This is a genomic window from Legionella pneumophila subsp. pneumophila str. Philadelphia 1, from assembly GCF_000008485.1.
GTDB lineage: Bacteria > Pseudomonadota > Gammaproteobacteria > Legionellales > Legionellaceae > Legionella > Legionella pneumophila.
In genome coordinates, this window is record NC_002942.5 from 3,105,001 (window position 1) to 3,121,901 (window position 16,901).

Sequence of the window (16,901 nt, forward strand, 5' to 3'; positions counted from 1 at the left end):
ATTTCAACAGTTGCAACAAGAATTTTCAGCAGAATTGGTCAAAAATTCTATTGTCCTGTTAAAAGATGACTTATAATACTTAAACTAACCATAAATAGACGAGGCTGTAATGGATATTAATCAAAATTTAGGCAATTTAATGAAAGAAGCGCAAAAAATGCAACAACGTATGCAAGAAGCGCAGCAACAATTAAGCCAGTTGGTCGTAAGTGGAGAATCAGGTGGTGGTATGGTTACTATTAAGATGAATGGACGTCATGATGTCACTGAAGTTAAAATCAAACCCACTTTAATGGATGAAGATATTGAAATGCTGGAAGATCTAATTGCTGCTGCAGTCAATGATGCAGTGCGTAAAATTGAAAAAGCATCCAAAGAAAAAATCAGCCAACTGACTGCTGGACTTAATATTCCAACTGATTTAATGGGTGATAAAGAAGGAGAGTAACCCTGACTATGGATGCTCTAAGCCGATTGGTAGAGGCGCTTCGCTGTCTTCCCGGTGTGGGACCAAAATCAGCACAAAGGATGGTGTTCCATTTATTGCAGCACCAAAGGCAGCGAGGTTTACACCTTGCCTCCTGTTTAGAACAGGCAATGAAGCACATTAGTCATTGTCAGCAGTGTAATAATTACACCGAACAAACACTGTGTGCTCTTTGTCAAAATCCTAATCGAGATTCGACATTGCTTTGTGTGGTAGAGAGTCCAGCAGATGTTTCTGCCATAGAACAAAGCAATTCCTTTCAAGGTAAGTATTTTGTCCTTATGGGAAAAATTTCTCCTCTTGATGGCTTGGGACCTGATGACATAGGTCTACCGAAACTTAAGGAGTTAATTACTAGGGAAAAAATTCAGGAAGTTATTCTTGCATTAAGCCCCAGTGTTGAAAGCCAGACCACAATTCATTTTATTCATCAGTTGCTAAAGGATGAAACCGTCAATATCAGTCAGTTAGCACATGGAATACCATCAGGTGGTGAATTAGAATTTTTAGATGGGAATACTATAAGCAGTGCCCTTAAGAACAGAGCTGTGATTAATGTCTAAATCCATATTTATTTTATGCAGAAAAAAAATACTGGTCTTACTCCTGTTATCCTTATGTTTCATAACAAGTACAGCTTCTGCTTCCTTCTACAGAAGTTTATGGCCCAAATGGTTGGTCAATACCCCTCTTTCCAAACAATCAATTTCTCATCAGGCATGGCAACATTTTCTTGATCATCATGTAATAACTAATGAAGAAGACATCAATCTGGTAGACTATACCAATATCAATGAGAAAGAGTTGGCTTCACTAAAAGAATATATAAAAAATTTATCGCAAATCGATATTGATAATTATAACCGTCAAGAACAATTGGCTTATTGGATCAATTTGTATAATGCCCTTACAGTATTAACAGTAGCCAACTATTACCCCATTGCAAACATTCAGGAAATTAACATTTCTCCCGGATTATTTAGCGTTGGACCTTGGGGAGCTAATATTATCACAATCAAAAATACTAACTTATCCCTGGATGATATCAATAATAGAATTATTCGCCCAATTTGGAATGACCCAAGAACTCATTATGCTTTAAATAATGCCACCATAGGAGCTCCTAATCTGAGCAAACAAGCATACCAAGGGCCATTGCTGGAGCAACAACTTAACGACGCGGCATTCAAATACATTAACTCTCTCAGGGGAGTTCATGTAATTGAAGGTAAATTAATTGTTTCTAAATTATATGACTGGTATGAAGAAGATTTTGGTGGTACCAAAAAATATGTCATCAAACATTTGCTACAATTCGCGAAAGAACCTCTGCGTAACCAATTAAAGCATATTAATACTATTGATAGTTATATTTATAACTGGCATATTAATTGTCCCGCAGATAATCAATCATGAAAAAAAAGCATTTGATTTTTGCATATTTTAGCCAATTCCTTTTATTTAATCTTTGCTTTTTTGGCTTGCAATTGCTTCTACTCTATTCGCATGCTGAGAGCCTAATCAGTTCGATTAAGCTTCCTTTGCCAATCTATTTTGAAATTATCGGCACTCTCGTAATTCAATTCAGCCTGTATATCATCATTTCCATGATTCAAGCTCTGTTGCTTATAGGCATTTTAAATCGATCTTGGCATTATTTTTCTACTGAGCAATGGCAAATCATTATTTGGTCTTTATTTGCGTGCGCTATATTAAGTGCTAATGCCTATTATTTCCCTCTGAGTGTTTTTAGCAAACTATTTTCACCACCAATTCCTGAGTTTATTTTTTTAATATTACTTTATTTTTCTTTGGCTTGCCTGGGGTTACTCTTATTAAATTGCTTGTTTTATCGCACGACTGCTCGCCTATTATCAATAGCGCTACCCATTGGCATTTGTATTTTCCTATTAAATAATTATTGGAAATCTTCCTTAAATCCTAATGTTGATTCCGAACCCAACGTCATTATTCTGGGCATAGACAGCTTAAGTCCAGAAAGTGTCACATCTAGAAACATGCCTTTTCTTCATCAAGTGCTACTGGACAGTTTTCAATTTACAAACACGATTAGTCCTTTAGCCAGAACCTATCCCGCTTGGAGCTCCATTTTAACTGGGTTATACCCTAAACATCATCTTGCCGAAGAAAATTTAGTTGAGCGAAGCCGGGTTAAAAGTCAACTCAGCATTGTGTGGGATTTGAATAAATTGGGGTATAACACAATCTATGCGACTGATGATAGACGATTTAATAGCATAGATGAGAATTTTGGATTTAAAAAAATCATCGGCCCAAAAACAGGTGTCAATGATGTCATGTTAGGCTCTTATAATGATTTTCCTCTTGGGAATTTACTGGTTAATTTTCGCATTAGTTCCTGGTTATTCCCCTATAACTTTAGTAATAGAGCCAGCTTCATATCCTACTATCCGGAAACCTTTACAAATGAATTAAAAAGAGAACTGTCTTTACAACAAAATTCCCCTGTTTTCCTTGCGGTGCATTTCGCTCTTCCACATTGGCCTTATGCCTGGGCAGCATCATTGCCTGATCAAGTGGAGAATGAATTCAGCCTCAGCAAGCGTGATGCGCTTTACCTAAGAGCACTAAAAGCAGTAGACAATCAATTTAAAGTCATTTTCTGCTATTTAAAAAAACATGGCTATTTTAAAAACAGCCTGGTCATTATACTAAGCGATCATGGTGAAGTACTTTATTATCCCAACTCACGATTGACAAGTTACCAAAAATACCAAAGCTCACTAACTAGCAAACTCGCAGAGTATTTTAAAGCCAAAACTGCAACCGAACTGGATAAAAGTGCTGGCCATGGTTCTGATATATTAAGCCCTATGCAATATCATAGCCTTCTGGCATTTAATGTTTATAAAGATGGAAAGCTACTTACAAAAACAAACAAAATCAAAACAAGAGTCGCATTATTTGATTTGGCCCCAACCATTTTGGACTTCCTGAATATTACAAAAAAACAGAAAATGGATGGCATTTCATTACTACCTACTGTATTAAACCCAGATACTCCACTACCACACCGCACATTCTTTATTGAAAGTGGAATGTATCCAAATCAAGATTTTACTAAAGAAAAAGCCATTGAATTAGGAAAAAAAATCTATAAGGTTAATCCGGATACTGGGCAACTTGAGTTGAAGCCTGATGAATTAATCCAGGTGAATAATCAAAAGCTATACGGAGTCATTAGTGGAAACTGGATTTTAGCCCTATATCCAGATGACAACACCTACATCCCCGTTATTCTCAATCTTTCAACTGGAGAATGGATTGATAACCTGCAGAGTGATTTTGCCAAATCTAGTCCGGCAGAAAAACTAAAGAGACAACTTCAAGAGTTCTATGGTAAAAAACTGGCTTATCCTATTCAATAAAAGCGCTTTATAAAGCTCACTGCAAAGCCCCCATACAAAACAGCAGACCTCTTTTATTTTGCTTCAGAGCAAGGCAGAAGCAAAGTTTATATGCAGTAAATGAGCGCCGCAGAAACGTTTGCAATGCAGCAGTAAAATGAAAGAAGCAAGTTATAAAAGAGGTTGGGTATATCCCAAAAAACGAATTACTCTTAGTCAATTGGCACCTGAAAAATTCATATTTACCACTCAAATTGCTAATTTGGTTCTTCAATGAGATTAAACAATCTTTCTAATGAGTCACTCATCACTATTCTTTCACAACCATAAATTGCAATGATTCTAAATACAGCCTCTCGATTACGTCTTCCTGTATGAATTTCCTTTTTCCCCAAATCATATAGATAAGGTTCGGTTGTGATAAATCTGTTTTTTAATTCGACTCTTAGCGCCTCCATAACGCACTTCAACGCTTGATACACTCTGGCTATAGCATTTCTTTCAGATGAATTTAATGATGGCAACCAATCTAAAGAGTAACCATTGTTTATTGAATATAAAGTATAAAGTAAATATCGACTGTCATTGTTGGCAAAATAACCATATAAATCCAGACATTCTGTTGTGGTGAGCTGACGATATAGAACTAGCATTTCTTGATGAAATTTTTCTAAATCCTCCTCTTGAGATATACTTTCCTTTACCAGACGTTGCTGCAGAACCATCACAGCGTCAATTAGCCTATTAGGATTAAACCAAAATTTGTATGCCCTTCCCAAATCATGCAAACGTTCCAGGGTAACTTTCTCATTATTTTCAGGTGTAAATTGCACTCTAAGGTTTTTAACAGCTAATTGGATTATATCTCTATAAACCTCATTCACTTCGATCATAATGCCTTGGGGTAGTTCTTCACCATGAAATAGGAAATCAATACCTGGATTTAGCCCATATTGAAGTGCATTGCTATGTAATTGTTTTTGTAGAAGTTCTATAAATTCATGCAAAAAACCAAGGCGCATACGTACTGAAACCAATTTTTCAGGATGAATTAATTCATTAAATAACTTATCAGGATACAATTTATAAAAAAATATAGCATTTACTAAATTAACAACTTCAGATTCAGAAAAAAAACATAAGGCTATCGTTTGTTCTTCAAGATCCCAATTGCGAAATAACTTGGCTGGCTCCCTTAATAAAGTAGAATTGTGATTCCAAAGATCAACCAGAGTTGATAACCATAATTCAAGATTCTCTTTCTTAAATAACTGCTTTAGTTTATCAAATTGATTCAGGATTAAATGATTGCTTACGTCTGAAACCTCATTTGGCTCAATTGCTTTAGCAAGACATTGATACAATGATGATATCTCAATGATAATTTTAGCTTCCTCGAGCAAATTCACTGCTGCAGACCTTTTCTGTTTCAGATGCATAATCCGATTGCAAGCTTCCGGATAACTAATATCCTTAGGTATCTCCACCCCCACGAATTGTTTAAATTTAGAATCAATATCTATTAACTTCAAATACTCCGAATATTTATCCGCCAAAGCCATGTAAAGTGAGTGCTTGTTCTTTGAAAAGGCAGTATCATCCGGCTGCTTAACGCATTTGCCAAGCTGAGTCTCCAGCTGTTTCAACTCATATTTGATTCGCGCCTTGGCTCTGTCATTATCCGTAACGAACCCATTTGGTAAAGTAAGTGTCTTTTGAGTCATCCCTTTCTCCTCAAGCATTATCCTGACACTTGAACTTTAACAATAGCATTGAAAAGAAATATTTTCCTAATTTTTATAACGAACAAAATGCAAATTTTGCAATAAACCAGGTTTTGCGCTCTAAAAAGCTCTGGCAAGCATAAATATTTAAAAATAATTGCAAGCAACTGATAAACTTGCCAAAATTAAAGCAATATATTTTTTGACCTTTGAGGCAAATTGATGTCACAACGCCACTATTTGCTATTTATTGATAATGAGCCTGTCAGTGAAGAACTGAAAGATTACTTTGAAAAGTTTAATCTTGATATTATTCAACAAAAGAAATTGTTTCCTATTCATGTTGAAAAAGGATTACCTACAGCCATTTTAATTAATTGGTCAATTTTAAGAGCTGAACCAGAAGTAATTGAACAATTTTATAATATGTATCCAGTGCCATTAATTGTTATTAATAATAAACCTGATGAAGAATCAAGCGTTGCCATGCTTGAAGCCGGTGCTGATGATTTTATGACCAAACCCATTTATCCCCGTGAGCTGCATGCGCGAATTGGTGCTATTTCTCGTCGAGTAATGAGAGCGCAACAAAAACTAGACCATGGTAAAGAAGTATTAATGTTTGCTAACTGGCGACTTTATCCAGCCTCCCGACAAGTGTTCGGGGAGAATAATGAAGAATTGCAATTAAGCGCCGGTGAGTATGATTTGCTTCTTACTTTTGTCCAACAACCGCAACGAGTCCTGGATAGAGAATTTTTATTACAAATTACCAAAAATACAGACCTGGTTCCTTTTGACCGAAGGATTGATGTCCAAATTAGTCGTTTGCGTCAAAAAATCGAAATAGACAAAAAAAAGCCAGCTTTAATCAAAACCATTCGCAATGGCGGCTACATGTTCACAGCTCGGGTTGTAACCCTTAAAGAAAGTGACGCCACATTATAATTGATTATTATCTGGCTGATTTAAGCAAATTCGTCTTACTTATTGAGCACTTTTTAAAAACCATTAACTGATATTTGCTTTATTGGCACAATGCCCGCCCTATCCTTTACTAGCTAGCATTGCACCCTATCATGTCTAGCTTTTGGGTATCCCGGATTTATCAAGTATCGTTTGCTACTTCTCAAAAAAGCGCTCAAAACGAAAACAGGATAAAGCACCAGTTTATTTAAGTTTGTTATTAGAAGGCACTATATCCTTTGTTTCATTTTTTAATATCGCAACTGAGTTTTTCAATGCAACAGGCGTATTAATACCTTGTTTTTCCATATCTTTCTGCAAAGAAGATAAGGGCATTTGCGATTGTTGTTTGACAGCTGCAGGCCGCTCTTGAGTATTTGTTTTAACTTTTATTGGACTGCTGATTTTCGGTTTCGCTTTGCTTGTTTTTGCTTTTGACTGTACTGCAGCAGGCTTTGTTTTACCTTTTGCTGTAACGGCTTTTTTACTGGCTGATGATTTTGGAGTACTGGTATCTACTTTGCGATTTGCCTTGTCTATTGCTGGATTAGCCTTCTTTTCATTTGGGTTTTCGGCCATCTGATCATAGATATTAATCCAATGATGTTCCATTATTTGAAATACGTTCAACATGTAACTCATTGCTTTTTGACTATTTTGAATGAATACATTCATATTTTTTTCCAGGACTTCTTCTGGTTTTAAAACATTGAATAATTCAATAGGAGTAACATAAGACACAGTTTTTAATGTTTTAAAATTGAGTTCTAACAAATCCTGAATTGGTTTTTCAACAGATCGAAGCAAAGTATTTAAATCTTTTGTCTGAAAAAATTGCTCTTTCATTACACTCTCCATATGTTGCAATGCACAAAAACAAGATTAGCTTAAAAAAATAATTTGTCAAATATTAAATGCCATTTTCTTGTAACTCCATAAACCAGTCCCATCGCTAACTGGCCTCCTTTTAAATCATTTTTAGCCTCTTATTATAACTCTTGGCTACGACATAATCATATCAAAATACTTACTCTTATTCTGAGTTCAATGGTTATCGCACTTCACAGAATGTCTTTTGGTATAACGAATTGTCGCAAACTATAATGTATCAAAGGTAAAAACTTTAATTACCCTTTCTCAACAAAGAGTTCTCTTCACCATCCTGGCTCTTTTTGCCTAATCGTTTGGATAAAAGCACTGAAGCTCTATTTTCTTTCACTTTCGCAAAAAAAGAATCTTCCTTCTTGGCTAATAACTCTTTATAAGTCTTACTTTGAAATGCTTTTTTAACAAAAGCTCTATGAGGTTGCTCTTCATCAAAAAAATTCAGAACAAATATTCTTTTAGCTACCAAATGCACAGGTATTTTAACATGGTTTGCAAAACTCCATTGCTTCCCATATTCGTCAACAATAGAAACTGACCCACTGTAGTGATAAATGGGCTTTTCTGGTCTTAACAATGAATGCCCTAATAATTCAGCCATCATCTGATTTTTATTATTGGTTCCGCAGCAATAAAGATGAATCGTTGATATCCAGTACGATATAGGTAAAATATCTCTTTCAAAGCGTTCTGCCACTTCTTTTATATCGAGGCTTTCTGCAACTAATGGATTGGAATGATTAAATAGTTTTGTTACATTGTCATCATCTGAACCATGAGCACAAATATATATCTCAATTTTTTCATCCAATTGATCGTAATTAATGTCATCATTGAAATAAATTATTTCAATGCGATCAGGAGAAAATTGCTCATCGTTTTTTTTCCAAAGTTCAACCATTGATTTCAAATCACCAGCCTGATGCCTTGAGAAAGGTACATATAAAATCTTCATCTGTTCTATTTCATATTATAAAGGCATTATTTTAACATAAATGAATCAAAAATATATATATTGTTATTTTTTTACCTTTATTATTGCCTCACCCCTCAAAATGAGATCTTAATATCTGCATTGAAGAAATATATTGCGATAAAATGAATAAATTATATCGCTTTATCAATGCATAAATATTTAAGTAAGCTAAAATAGGGACAAGCTGGAAGCAAATTGATAGTCAGAGTCTATAAGAACTATTTTCTTTTTTTATTAGTCTTAATCATCTTTACACCTCTTATCATATTATCGCTGACCCTTAATATTTCAATATGATAATGATCAATAACCAGGCAAGAGTCAGGGGGTGGAATATACCCTAAATGCTCGATAATCAGGCCACTTAGGGTTCTTGGACCGATTAAAGGCAGGCTCCAGCCCATCATGCGATTTAAATGGCGAATAGTTATGCTGGCATCAACTATGACCGACCCATCTTGCTGAGGAGTTATATCACGGCTTAAAGCAGCGATATCTGTTGTGAATTCACCTACTATTTCTTCAAGAATATCTTCCATAGTCACAAGCCCAAGAATATCGCCATATTCATCCACAACAAAGCAACTTCTTCTTTTCATTTTCCTGAAATTAAGGATTTGTATATTTAATGGGGTAGCTTCTGGAATAAAGTAGGGGACTTCTGCACTATTTAACAAATTCTCCATATCCAACTTATTTTCTAATGCTAAATTTAAAATATTTCTTACGTGGATCATCCCTGCCAAATGATCAATAGAACCATGATAAATTGGTAATCTTGTGTGTTGTGCTGTTTCCAGTTGCTCTAAAAGTTCTATCCAGGGTAAATCCAAATCAATCCCAACAATATCGGCTTTGGGAACCATGATGTCTTCAACAGTTGCTTGTTCCAGATCCAATAAACTAATCAACATACTTTTATGCTCTACAGGCATTAATCCTCCCGCTTCATGCACCACTGATCGCAACTCTTCACCAGTTAGCGTCTCCTTTTGCATGCGTTTTACCGATATGTTAAATAATCTTAGGATACCATTGGTAATCAAACTGATTAAGTGGACCAAAGGAGAAAAAATCCATTGTAAAATGCTCAACGGCAATGAGGATGCAAAAGCTACTTGCTGAGGGTAAATAGCAGCCAGAGTTTTCGGAGTCATTTCTGCAAAAACCAGGATCAGTATAGTCAACAAAGCAGTTGCTATAGCCACCCCTGCATCCCCATAAAACCGCTGCCCGATTAAAGTGGCGAGAGTTGATGCCACTATATTTGCCAAAGTATTCCCAATTAAAACCACACTTAGTAGTTTATCAGGCCGAGCCAGCATGGAATTAACCCGCATGGCTTGCTTATCATTGCTTTTTACCAGGTGTCGTAATTTATATCTATTGATAGACATCATGCCAATTTCGGAACCTGAAAAAAAAGCAGACAGGCAAATTAGGAAAAACAATAAAACCAATAAAGTGGAAAGAGGAAGTTGCACTGAATATCCTTATACTTTTAAGAATGACAAATTATACAATAGAACTTGGTGTTTTGTAGTAGGGGCTGAAATGATGCCGCTATTATAGCTAAAGATATAAGGTTGGTGCTGAGCAATGCCCAACACCTGGCACAGTTTAAGCTACCGTTTTACTTTTTTGTGTGATTATAACGGTTAATACTGGATGTTATTTCCTCACGAGCTGCATCTGGGCCTACCCAGCCCTCAACCTTAACCCATTTACCTTCTTCCAGGTCTTTATAGTGCTTAAAAAAATGTTCGATAGACAACAATAAATGCTGAGGAATATCTTGATAAGTTTGCATGGATTGATACATTTTACTTAGTTTGGTTGTTGGAACAGCCAAAATCTTTGCATCAACTCCGGATTCATCTGTCATCTTTAACATGCCAACAGCTCGACATGAAATAACAGCCCCACTGATCAAAGGGACAGGAGTTATTACCAACACATCCACAGGATCCCCATCTTCTGAAAGAGTATTCGGGATATAACCGTAATTCGTTGGATAAAACATTGCTGTCGTCATAAAACGATCTACAAATAAAGCACCAGTTTTTTTATCAACTTCATATTTTACAGGTTCTCCGTGCATAGGGATTTCTATGATCACATTCACTTCATTTGGAACATCACGACCGCTCTGAATTTCCATTAAACTCATTTACGCACCCTTAATAATAAATAAAAGTAATATTATGCGAAAAATCGCATCAAAAGGCAAAGACAAGCGTTCGCAATATAATAAATGAAATGTATAATAGCATTTTGAATCTAAAACATCGGATGACCTATGAATTGTTTGTTTTGCAAAATTGCACAGGGTGAAATTCCTGCAACAGTAGTTTTTGAAGACAAAAATATTTTGGCATTTCGCGATATTAGACCTCAAGCACCAACACATTTATTGATTATACCCAAAAAGCATATTGCAACTATCAATGATGTGAACGATGATGATAGCGAACTTCTTGCTAATATTCTAATAAGAGCAAAAAAATTAGCACAGGCCGAAGGACTAAGTGAAATGGGTTATCGATTGGTTTTTAATGTTAATTCTGGTGGCGGGCAGGAAGTTTACCACATTCATTTACATTTACTTGGCGGGCGTCAAATGACTTGGCCGCCAGGTTAGGAATTCTTGCTATGGAAAAATTATACTCAAATTTGCTTAAAGAATTAGGCGAAGATATAAATCGGGAAGGATTAAAGGATACTCCTGGACGAGCAGCTAATGCCTTACGTTATTTAACTAAAGGTTACAATGAGAACCTTGATGAAATCATTAACGGTGCTCTGTTTGATTCAGACATGAGTGAAATGGTTATCGTCAAGGACATAGAACTGTACTCATTATGCGAACATCACTTATTGCCTTTTTTGGGTAAATGCCATGTTGGATATCTACCTGATGGTAAAGTAATAGGCTTATCTAAAATTGCTCGTATTGTTGATTTTTATGCGAGGAGACTACAAATTCAAGAACGGCTGACGGGCGAAATTGCTCACTGTATTGAATCCACTACCGGAGCTCGCGGTGTCGCCGTAGTGATTGAAGCAAAACATCTTTGCATGATGATGCGTGGAGTTGAAAAACAAAATTCTGTCATGACAACTTCAGTTATGCTCGGTGAAATGCGTAACAATTCGAGCTGCCGTTTGGAATTCTTAAATTTAATTCGTTAATACTGATAAGAAATAGGTAGGGGCTTTATCCCCGCCTATAATAAAATAACTGCTCCATTTACTGCTGATAGCTAACCCGATATATTACATTAGCATAATCGTCAGAGATTAATAGTGACCCATCTGGCATAACGAGCGTATCAACAGGTCTTCCCCATGCTTTTTCCCCCTGTAACCACCCGCTGATAAATGGCTTAACCTCAGTTACGTGATTATTCTTAATTTTTACTGTAGTAACTTGATACCCGATCTTATGACTACGATTCCAGGAACCGTGCTCACTAATAAAAATTTGTCCCCAATAATTGGAAGGGAACAATTTGCCTGTATAAAATGACATACCAAGTGGAGCAACATGCGCTGGGAATTCAAAAACAGCAGGAGTAAACTCGGAACAAGAATGTATTTTGCCATAAACAGGATCTACTGTGCTTTTACCATAGCAATAAGGAAAACCAAAATCCATGCCCTTTCTCGGAGCTACATTGAGCTCATCTGGGGGTAAGTTATCACCTAGCCAGTCACGCCCATTGTCTGTAAACCAAAGATTATGATGAAGGGGATCCCAATCAAACCCCACTGTATTACGTATTCCTCTAGCATAGATCTCGAGATCTTGCCCATAGGTATTCATTCTCATAATAGTAGCATAACGCGGATCTTCCATTAAACAAACATTGCAAGGGGCGCCAATTCCTATATAAAGCTTATCATCTGGTCCAAAACTAATAAAACGCCAGCCATGAGCTTTTTCTTTCGGTAATTTTGTAGTAACCACAACTGGTTCAGGAGGATTATTCAGATTTGATTCAATATTATCAAAGCGTAAAATCCGCCCAATCTCGGCGACATAAAGTGCGCCTTTATGAAAGGCAACACCATTTGGCATATTCAATCCAGAAGCTATGGTTAAAACTCGAGTACCATGAGAGTTTTTTTTATCTGGAATAACAGCATACACTTTCCCGGCACTTCTTGAGCCTACAAAAACTATATCTTTACTGCCCAGTGCCATTTCTCGCGCATCAGAAACGGGAGCTGCATAAATATTTATCGAAAATTTGGACGGATACTTTAGGAGATGTAATGGTAAACTCTGGCCTAAGCTAGCAGAACTTATCAATACAAGAAAAAAAGAGAATAGCTTCATGCTTAAACTCTACTTTAGTAGCTTATAATTTATGCGGTCATATATACCAATTGCAAGCACTCAGTTAAAACTCGCGAAAAGCTCATGCCTTCCACGAGTTTATAATAAATAGAACTTGAAATGCTACTATCTTATTATTCCTCTTCTTCAGAGATTTTGTTGCCTGAATTAATTTCTTCAGATTGCTCTTCCATTGTAAGAAACGTAGCAGATACCGGGGCGTCTTCGACCTCTTTGGCTTCAGCTTGCGGCTTATCCTTCCACTCCAGTTTGACTCGCCCTTGCTTATCTATCCCAGCAACAAAGACCTCAATTTCCTGACCTTCCTGCAATACCTCTTCTACCTTTTGTGTTCTGTCGGCACATATTTGTGAAATATGCAGTAAGCCATCTTTACCAGGCAGTAAATTGATAAAAGCTCCAAAGTCAACTATCTTGCTTACTTTCCCTTGATAAGTCTGACCCACTTCAATTTCAGCAATTAAAGCTTTAATTTGTTTTTGCGCCTCTTCCAAAGCCATCTTATCCGGAGAAAATAATTGGACAACCCCTGAGTCATCAATATCTATAGATACGCCGGTACTTTCAATAAGCCCTTTAATCGTTGCCCCACCTTTGCCAATAATTGTGCGGATTTTATCTTCAGCGACTTTCATGGTTGTGATTCTTGGAGCGTGCTGAGATAACTCGGTTCTATGCTCGGCAAGAGCATTATTCATGACACCAAGAATATGGGTACGACCTTCCAATGCTTGCTCCAAAGCCTGTTCCATAATTTCATTGGTAATCCCGGAAATTTTGATATCCATCTGCAAAGCAGTAATCCCTTTTTCCGTACCGGCCACTTTAAAGTCCATATCACCTAAATGATCCTCATCACCCAATATGTCTGTTAATACAGCATAACGATCACCTTCCTTGATTAAGCCCATGGCCACACCAGCGACTGGTGCTTTTAAAGGTACCCCGGCATCCATCAATGCCAGACTTGTTCCACAAACAGTAGCCATAGAACTGGAGCCATTGGATTCCGTAATCTCAGATACAATACGTAGCACATAAGGAAACTCATTAGCATCAGGCAGTACAGCCATTAAAGCACGCTTGGCTAAACGGCCATGCCCAATTTCACGCCGTTTAGGACTGCCCACTTGCCCTGTTTCGCCGACAGAATAAGGAGGGAAATTATAATGAAGCATAAATCGATCTCTGCTTTCGCCACTAATTCCGTCTAATATCTGTGCATCACGTTCATTACCCAAAGTGGCAACAACAATAGCTTGAGTTTCTCCTCTGGTAAACAAACAGGAACCATGAGTTCTTTCCAAGAATTTGGTACGAATAGAAATAGGCCTAACTGTTCTGTGATCACGACCATCGATGCGAGGCTCGCCGTCAAGAATACGATTACGTACTATAGAACGTTCTAGCTCACCAAACATATTGGCAATAACATCTGCATTTAACTCATCATTTTCAGCCAGTAAAGCAGAAATAGTTTGCTCTCTTAACTCGTCTAATCGCTGATACCGTTGTTGCTTGTCCTTAATAAGATAAGCGGCTTCAACTTCATTCCTAGCTACGTCATTGATTCTAGCTTTTAGTACTGTATCAATTTCTGGTGCTTTCCACTCAGGTTTACTCTTACCCACGTCTCTAGCAAGTTCTTCTATTGATTTTATGACATTTTTCATCATTTCATGGCCATATAACATAGCACCACGCATGATGTCTTCACTTAATTCCTGCGCTTCTGATTCCACCATCAAAATGGCATCTTTTGTTCCCGCAATAACCAAATCAAGCTTAGACTCTTCTTGTTCTTTTCTACTTGGATTGAGCAGATAAACGCCATCTTTATAGCCTACTCGAGCGGCACCTATAGGGCCATTAAATGGCACGCCAGAAATTGAAAGCGCTGCGGAGGCTCCAATCATAGCGATAATATCAGGAGATACCTCGGGATTTAAGGACAGTACAGTAGCAATTATCTGTACTTCGTTAAAAAAATTATCCGGGAATAATGGCCGGATCGGTCTATCTATTAACCGAGAAATTAATGTTTCATTATCAGATGGCCGTCCTTCACGTTTGTTAAAGCCACCAGGGATTTTACCTATGGCATAGAACTTTTCTTGATAATTCACTGTTAATGGGAAAAAATCATTACTTTCACCACCATCCTTTTTCCAAACTACAGTCACTAGCACTTGTGTACCATTCATACTTGCCATTACGGCACCATCAGCCTGTCGTGCTACTTCACCTGTTTCCAAGATTAATTTATGGTTACCGAATACTATTTCTTTTGTAATTTTTGCCACGTAATGTTCCCCATTAAGTAAATATAAGAAAAAAAAGGCGCAGAACGCTGCGCCTTTTATTCTAAAACTGATTTATTATTTGATGCGTCCCCATAGAGACAATAATCCTATCAATCAATAGGAATCTCTCAATCCCAGATTTTGGATTAATGTTTGATAGCGATCTTGATCGTTACGCTTCAAATATTTTAGTAACTTGCGGCGCTTGTTAACCAACTCTTGCAAGCCACGTCTCGAATGGAAATCTTTTTTATTTTCTTTAAAATGATCAGTTAAATATTTAATACGACTGGTAATTAAAGAAACTTGCACTTCAGGTGAACCAGTATCTTTATCACCGCGTTTGTATTCATTAATAATTTCTGCTTTTTCCGCGCTATTTAGCGACATTATTTACTCCTGGAACTCAGCTAAGTATTCTTTTAAAGGCGAACATTCTACCAAGGCATGTCAAATGAAACAAGTAGTGGATATAAATTTGTGTAAAAAATTTCATACTTATTACAAAGTAGGCAGCAATTCTTACAAAAATTGTAATTACAACGCAAAAGAAACTAACCTTTTTGCTTTAATATCACCATGAATTAAAGCTTGGCCAATGCCAATAAATTGGGATTGCTCGCCATAAAGGCGCAAATCTTCTCCTTCAACAGCACCAGTTTTATTTGAAATCACCTTGCCCTGGCGAATTGCTGTTACCTCAGAATCTGAAAGAATTACTGGTGTTAAATGTTGAACGGCCTGATCAATAGGGATTAAGCAAGCAAGTCTTTGTGATAAAGGCATATCCTGTAACTCATCGAGAGTGTACATTCGATTATTTTCAAACCCTGCAGTGTAGAGCCTATGCAATTTTGTCATATGAGCTCCTGCCTTCAACGTATCACCAATATCTTCCACTAAATTACGTATATAGGTTCCTTTGCTGCATGATACCGTTAATGTAAAACATTCACCATCAAATTGTTCCAAATTCAATTGGCTGATTACTATATCCCTGGCCTTACGTTCTATCTCTATACCTTCTCTGGCAAGTCGATACAAAGGGGTCCCCTTGTGCTTTAAAGCAGAAAACATGGATGGAATTTGCTTGATTTTACCCTTATATTTTTCTAGGGTTGCAATCATTTCCTCATGGCTAACAGTATAATTTTCAATGCAAAATATCACTTCGCCAGTACAATCAGCAGTATTTGTCTTAATGCCTAGCCTCCCAATTGTTTCATAGCTTTTATCCGCATTAAGGAGATACTGGCATATTTTAGTCGCTTCTCCGAAGCATAGAGGTAGCATGCCGGTTGCTAAAGGATCCAAGCTGCCTGTGTGACCAGCTTTTTTAGCACCAAACAAATGTTTGGTTTTCTGAAGAGCAGCGTTAGAGGTCATTCCTTGTGGTTTATTTAATAGCAGGATTCCATCTATGGAACACTGAGATTCAATTGTTGTCATCACTACTTGAATCAGGGGGATTTACTTCATCAATTAATCGGCTTAATCGCTGTCCATACTCAATCGATTCATCATAAATAAAATGAAGTTGCGGCACAGTGCGTAGAGTAATACTTCTTGCCAGAGCGCTCCTTAAATAACTGGCTGCACCATTTAATATATTGGTCACCACCGATTTATCTTCATTAAGAACAGTAAAATAAATTTTGGCGTGACCTAAATCCGCAGCCACTTTAACTGCAGAAATGGTAACAAAACCCTTCAAGCGAGGATCTTTTATTTCCTGGGGAATGATCAAAGCTAATTTGCGCTGAATCATCTCAGCAATTCTGTCAGTTCGCTTAAAATTATTACTCATT

General features: G+C 37.0%; 18 protein-coding genes (1 of these 18 running past the window's edge). 8 read left to right on the plus strand and 10 right to left on the minus strand.

Features of this window, described 5'->3' with window-relative positions; genetic code table 11:
• The 5 genes in view from dnaX to LPG_RS13915 are tightly spaced (at most 33 nt apart) and all read left to right on the plus strand, a layout consistent with a single transcriptional unit that may run on beyond the window.
• Positions 1-76: the final stretch of a DNA polymerase III subunit gamma/tau gene (gene dnaX / locus LPG_RS13895; protein WP_010948444.1), read on the plus strand. 1,595 nt of this gene lie to the left of the window's left edge; the window shows 76 of its 1,671 coding nt (coding positions 1,596-1,671); its start codon lies off the left edge, out of view; it ends in the stop codon at positions 74-76.
• A gap of 33 nt (positions 77-109) precedes the next feature.
• Complete coding sequence (locus LPG_RS13900; RefSeq protein ID WP_010948445.1) at positions 110-448, plus strand: YbaB/EbfC family nucleoid-associated protein; 339 nt, start codon at positions 110-112, stop codon at positions 446-448.
• Between the two features lie 8 nt (positions 449-456).
• Positions 457-1,050, plus strand: a complete 594-nt coding sequence (gene recR, locus LPG_RS13905; RefSeq protein WP_015443954.1) for a recombination mediator RecR — start codon at positions 457-459, stop codon at positions 1,048-1,050.
• Complete coding sequence (locus tag LPG_RS13910) at positions 1,043-1,903, plus strand: DUF547 domain-containing protein (protein ID WP_010948447.1); 861 nt, start codon at positions 1,043-1,045, stop codon at positions 1,901-1,903. Before recR ends, LPG_RS13910 begins: the two co-directional genes overlap by 8 nt.
• Complete coding sequence (locus tag LPG_RS13915; RefSeq protein WP_010948448.1) at positions 1,900-3,897, plus strand: sulfatase-like hydrolase/transferase; 1,998 nt, start codon at positions 1,900-1,902, stop codon at positions 3,895-3,897. Before LPG_RS13910 ends, LPG_RS13915 begins: the two co-directional genes overlap by 4 nt.
• A 236-nt stretch (positions 3,898-4,133) precedes the next feature.
• Here LPG_RS13915 and LPG_RS13920 read toward each other — a convergent pair whose 3' ends face one another.
• Positions 4,134-5,600 (minus strand): hypothetical protein, encoded by a 1,467-nt coding sequence (locus tag LPG_RS13920; protein ID WP_015443951.1) that lies wholly within the window; start codon positions 5,598-5,600, stop codon positions 4,134-4,136.
• Between the two features lie 222 nt (positions 5,601-5,822).
• On the opposite strand from LPG_RS13920, the gene LPG_RS13925 reads away from it, so the two are divergent.
• A complete protein-coding gene (locus LPG_RS13925) occupies positions 5,823-6,548 on the plus strand; it encodes a winged helix-turn-helix domain-containing protein (protein WP_015443949.1) in 726 nt (241 codons plus the stop codon).
• Between the two features lie 222 nt (positions 6,549-6,770).
• On the opposite strand, the gene LPG_RS13930 is transcribed toward LPG_RS13925, so the two are convergent.
• The 4 genes from LPG_RS13930 to ppa all read right to left on the minus strand — a co-directional run bounded on the left by LPG_RS13930 (position 6,771) and on the right by ppa (position 10,597).
• Positions 6,771-7,412, minus strand: coding sequence for a hypothetical protein (locus LPG_RS13930; RefSeq protein ID WP_015443948.1), 642 nt, complete (start codon positions 7,410-7,412; stop codon positions 6,771-6,773).
• 277 nt (positions 7,413-7,689) lie between these two features.
• A complete protein-coding gene (locus LPG_RS13935; protein ID WP_010948452.1) occupies positions 7,690-8,406 on the minus strand; it encodes a hypothetical protein in 717 nt (238 codons plus the stop codon).
• A gap of 239 nt (positions 8,407-8,645) precedes the next feature.
• On the minus strand, positions 8,646-9,911 hold the full coding sequence (locus LPG_RS13940) for an HlyC/CorC family transporter (RefSeq protein ID WP_010948453.1): 1,266 nt from the start codon (positions 9,909-9,911) through the stop codon (positions 8,646-8,648).
• A 149-nt stretch (positions 9,912-10,060) separates the two neighbouring features.
• On the minus strand, positions 10,061-10,597 hold the full coding sequence (gene ppa, locus LPG_RS13945; protein ID WP_010948454.1) for an inorganic diphosphatase: 537 nt from the start codon (positions 10,595-10,597) through the stop codon (positions 10,061-10,063).
• A 129-nt stretch (positions 10,598-10,726) separates the two neighbouring features.
• Here ppa and LPG_RS13950 point away from each other — a divergent pair, with 129 nt between their 5' ends.
• Positions 10,727-11,068, plus strand: coding sequence for a histidine triad nucleotide-binding protein (locus tag LPG_RS13950; protein ID WP_010948455.1), 342 nt, complete (start codon positions 10,727-10,729; stop codon positions 11,066-11,068).
• Between the two features lie 11 nt (positions 11,069-11,079).
• Complete coding sequence (gene folE / locus LPG_RS13955; RefSeq protein ID WP_011216616.1) at positions 11,080-11,619, plus strand: GTP cyclohydrolase I FolE; 540 nt, start codon at positions 11,080-11,082, stop codon at positions 11,617-11,619.
• A 58-nt stretch (positions 11,620-11,677) separates the two neighbouring features.
• Here folE and LPG_RS13960 read toward each other — a convergent pair whose 3' ends face one another.
• From LPG_RS13960 to rbfA, 5 genes are all read right to left on the minus strand, one after another.
• Positions 11,678-12,769: a PQQ-dependent sugar dehydrogenase gene (locus tag LPG_RS13960; protein WP_010948457.1), complete on the minus strand. Its 1,092-nt coding sequence runs from the start codon at positions 12,767-12,769 to the stop codon at positions 11,678-11,680.
• Positions 12,770-12,903: 134 nt separating this feature from the next.
• On the minus strand, positions 12,904-15,093 hold the full coding sequence (gene pnp, locus LPG_RS13965) for a polyribonucleotide nucleotidyltransferase (protein ID WP_010948458.1): 2,190 nt from the start codon (positions 15,091-15,093) through the stop codon (positions 12,904-12,906).
• Positions 15,094-15,207: 114 nt separating this feature from the next.
• Positions 15,208-15,483: a 30S ribosomal protein S15 gene (gene rpsO, locus LPG_RS13970; protein ID WP_010948459.1), complete on the minus strand. Its 276-nt coding sequence runs from the start codon at positions 15,481-15,483 to the stop codon at positions 15,208-15,210.
• 147 nt (positions 15,484-15,630) lie between these two features.
• Positions 15,631-16,542, minus strand: a complete 912-nt coding sequence (truB, locus tag LPG_RS13975; RefSeq protein ID WP_015443946.1) for a tRNA pseudouridine(55) synthase TruB — start codon at positions 16,540-16,542, stop codon at positions 15,631-15,633.
• Positions 16,529-16,900: a 30S ribosome-binding factor RbfA gene (gene rbfA, locus LPG_RS13980; RefSeq protein WP_010948461.1), complete on the minus strand. Its 372-nt coding sequence runs from the start codon at positions 16,898-16,900 to the stop codon at positions 16,529-16,531. The genes truB and rbfA overlap by 14 nt, the downstream gene beginning before the upstream one ends.
• Position 16,901: the final 1 nt, after the last annotated feature.

Coding starts and splice junctions, on each gene's coding strand:
- LPG_RS13930 (WP_015443948.1), bottom strand. CDS start 7,412: ATGAAAGAGCAATTTTTTCAGACAAAAGATTTAAATACTTTGCTTCGA.
- LPG_RS13915 (WP_010948448.1), top strand. CDS start 1,900: ATGAAAAAAAAGCATTTGATTTTTGCATATTTTAGCCAATTCCTTTTA.
- recR (WP_015443954.1), top strand. CDS start 457: ATGGATGCTCTAAGCCGATTGGTAGAGGCGCTTCGCTGTCTTCCCGGT.
- rbfA (WP_010948461.1), bottom strand. CDS start 16,900: ATGAGTAATAATTTTAAGCGAACTGACAGAATTGCTGAGATGATTCAG.
- LPG_RS13900 (WP_010948445.1), top strand. CDS start 110: ATGGATATTAATCAAAATTTAGGCAATTTAATGAAAGAAGCGCAAAAA.
- truB (WP_015443946.1), bottom strand. CDS start 16,542: ATGACAACAATTGAATCTCAGTGTTCCATAGATGGAATCCTGCTATTA.
- LPG_RS13950 (WP_010948455.1), top strand. CDS start 10,727: ATGAATTGTTTGTTTTGCAAAATTGCACAGGGTGAAATTCCTGCAACA.
- LPG_RS13935 (WP_010948452.1), bottom strand. CDS start 8,406: ATGAAGATTTTATATGTACCTTTCTCAAGGCATCAGGCTGGTGATTTG.
- LPG_RS13925 (WP_015443949.1), top strand. CDS start 5,823: ATGTCACAACGCCACTATTTGCTATTTATTGATAATGAGCCTGTCAGT.
- LPG_RS13960 (WP_010948457.1), bottom strand. CDS start 12,769: ATGAAGCTATTCTCTTTTTTTCTTGTATTGATAAGTTCTGCTAGCTTA.
- folE (WP_011216616.1), top strand. CDS start 11,080: ATGGAAAAATTATACTCAAATTTGCTTAAAGAATTAGGCGAAGATATA.
- rpsO (WP_010948459.1), bottom strand. CDS start 15,483: ATGTCGCTAAATAGCGCGGAAAAAGCAGAAATTATTAATGAATACAAA.
- ppa (WP_010948454.1), bottom strand. CDS start 10,597: ATGAGTTTAATGGAAATTCAGAGCGGTCGTGATGTTCCAAATGAAGTG.
- LPG_RS13920 (WP_015443951.1), bottom strand. CDS start 5,600: ATGACTCAAAAGACACTTACTTTACCAAATGGGTTCGTTACGGATAAT.
- LPG_RS13910 (WP_010948447.1), top strand. CDS start 1,043: ATGTCTAAATCCATATTTATTTTATGCAGAAAAAAAATACTGGTCTTA.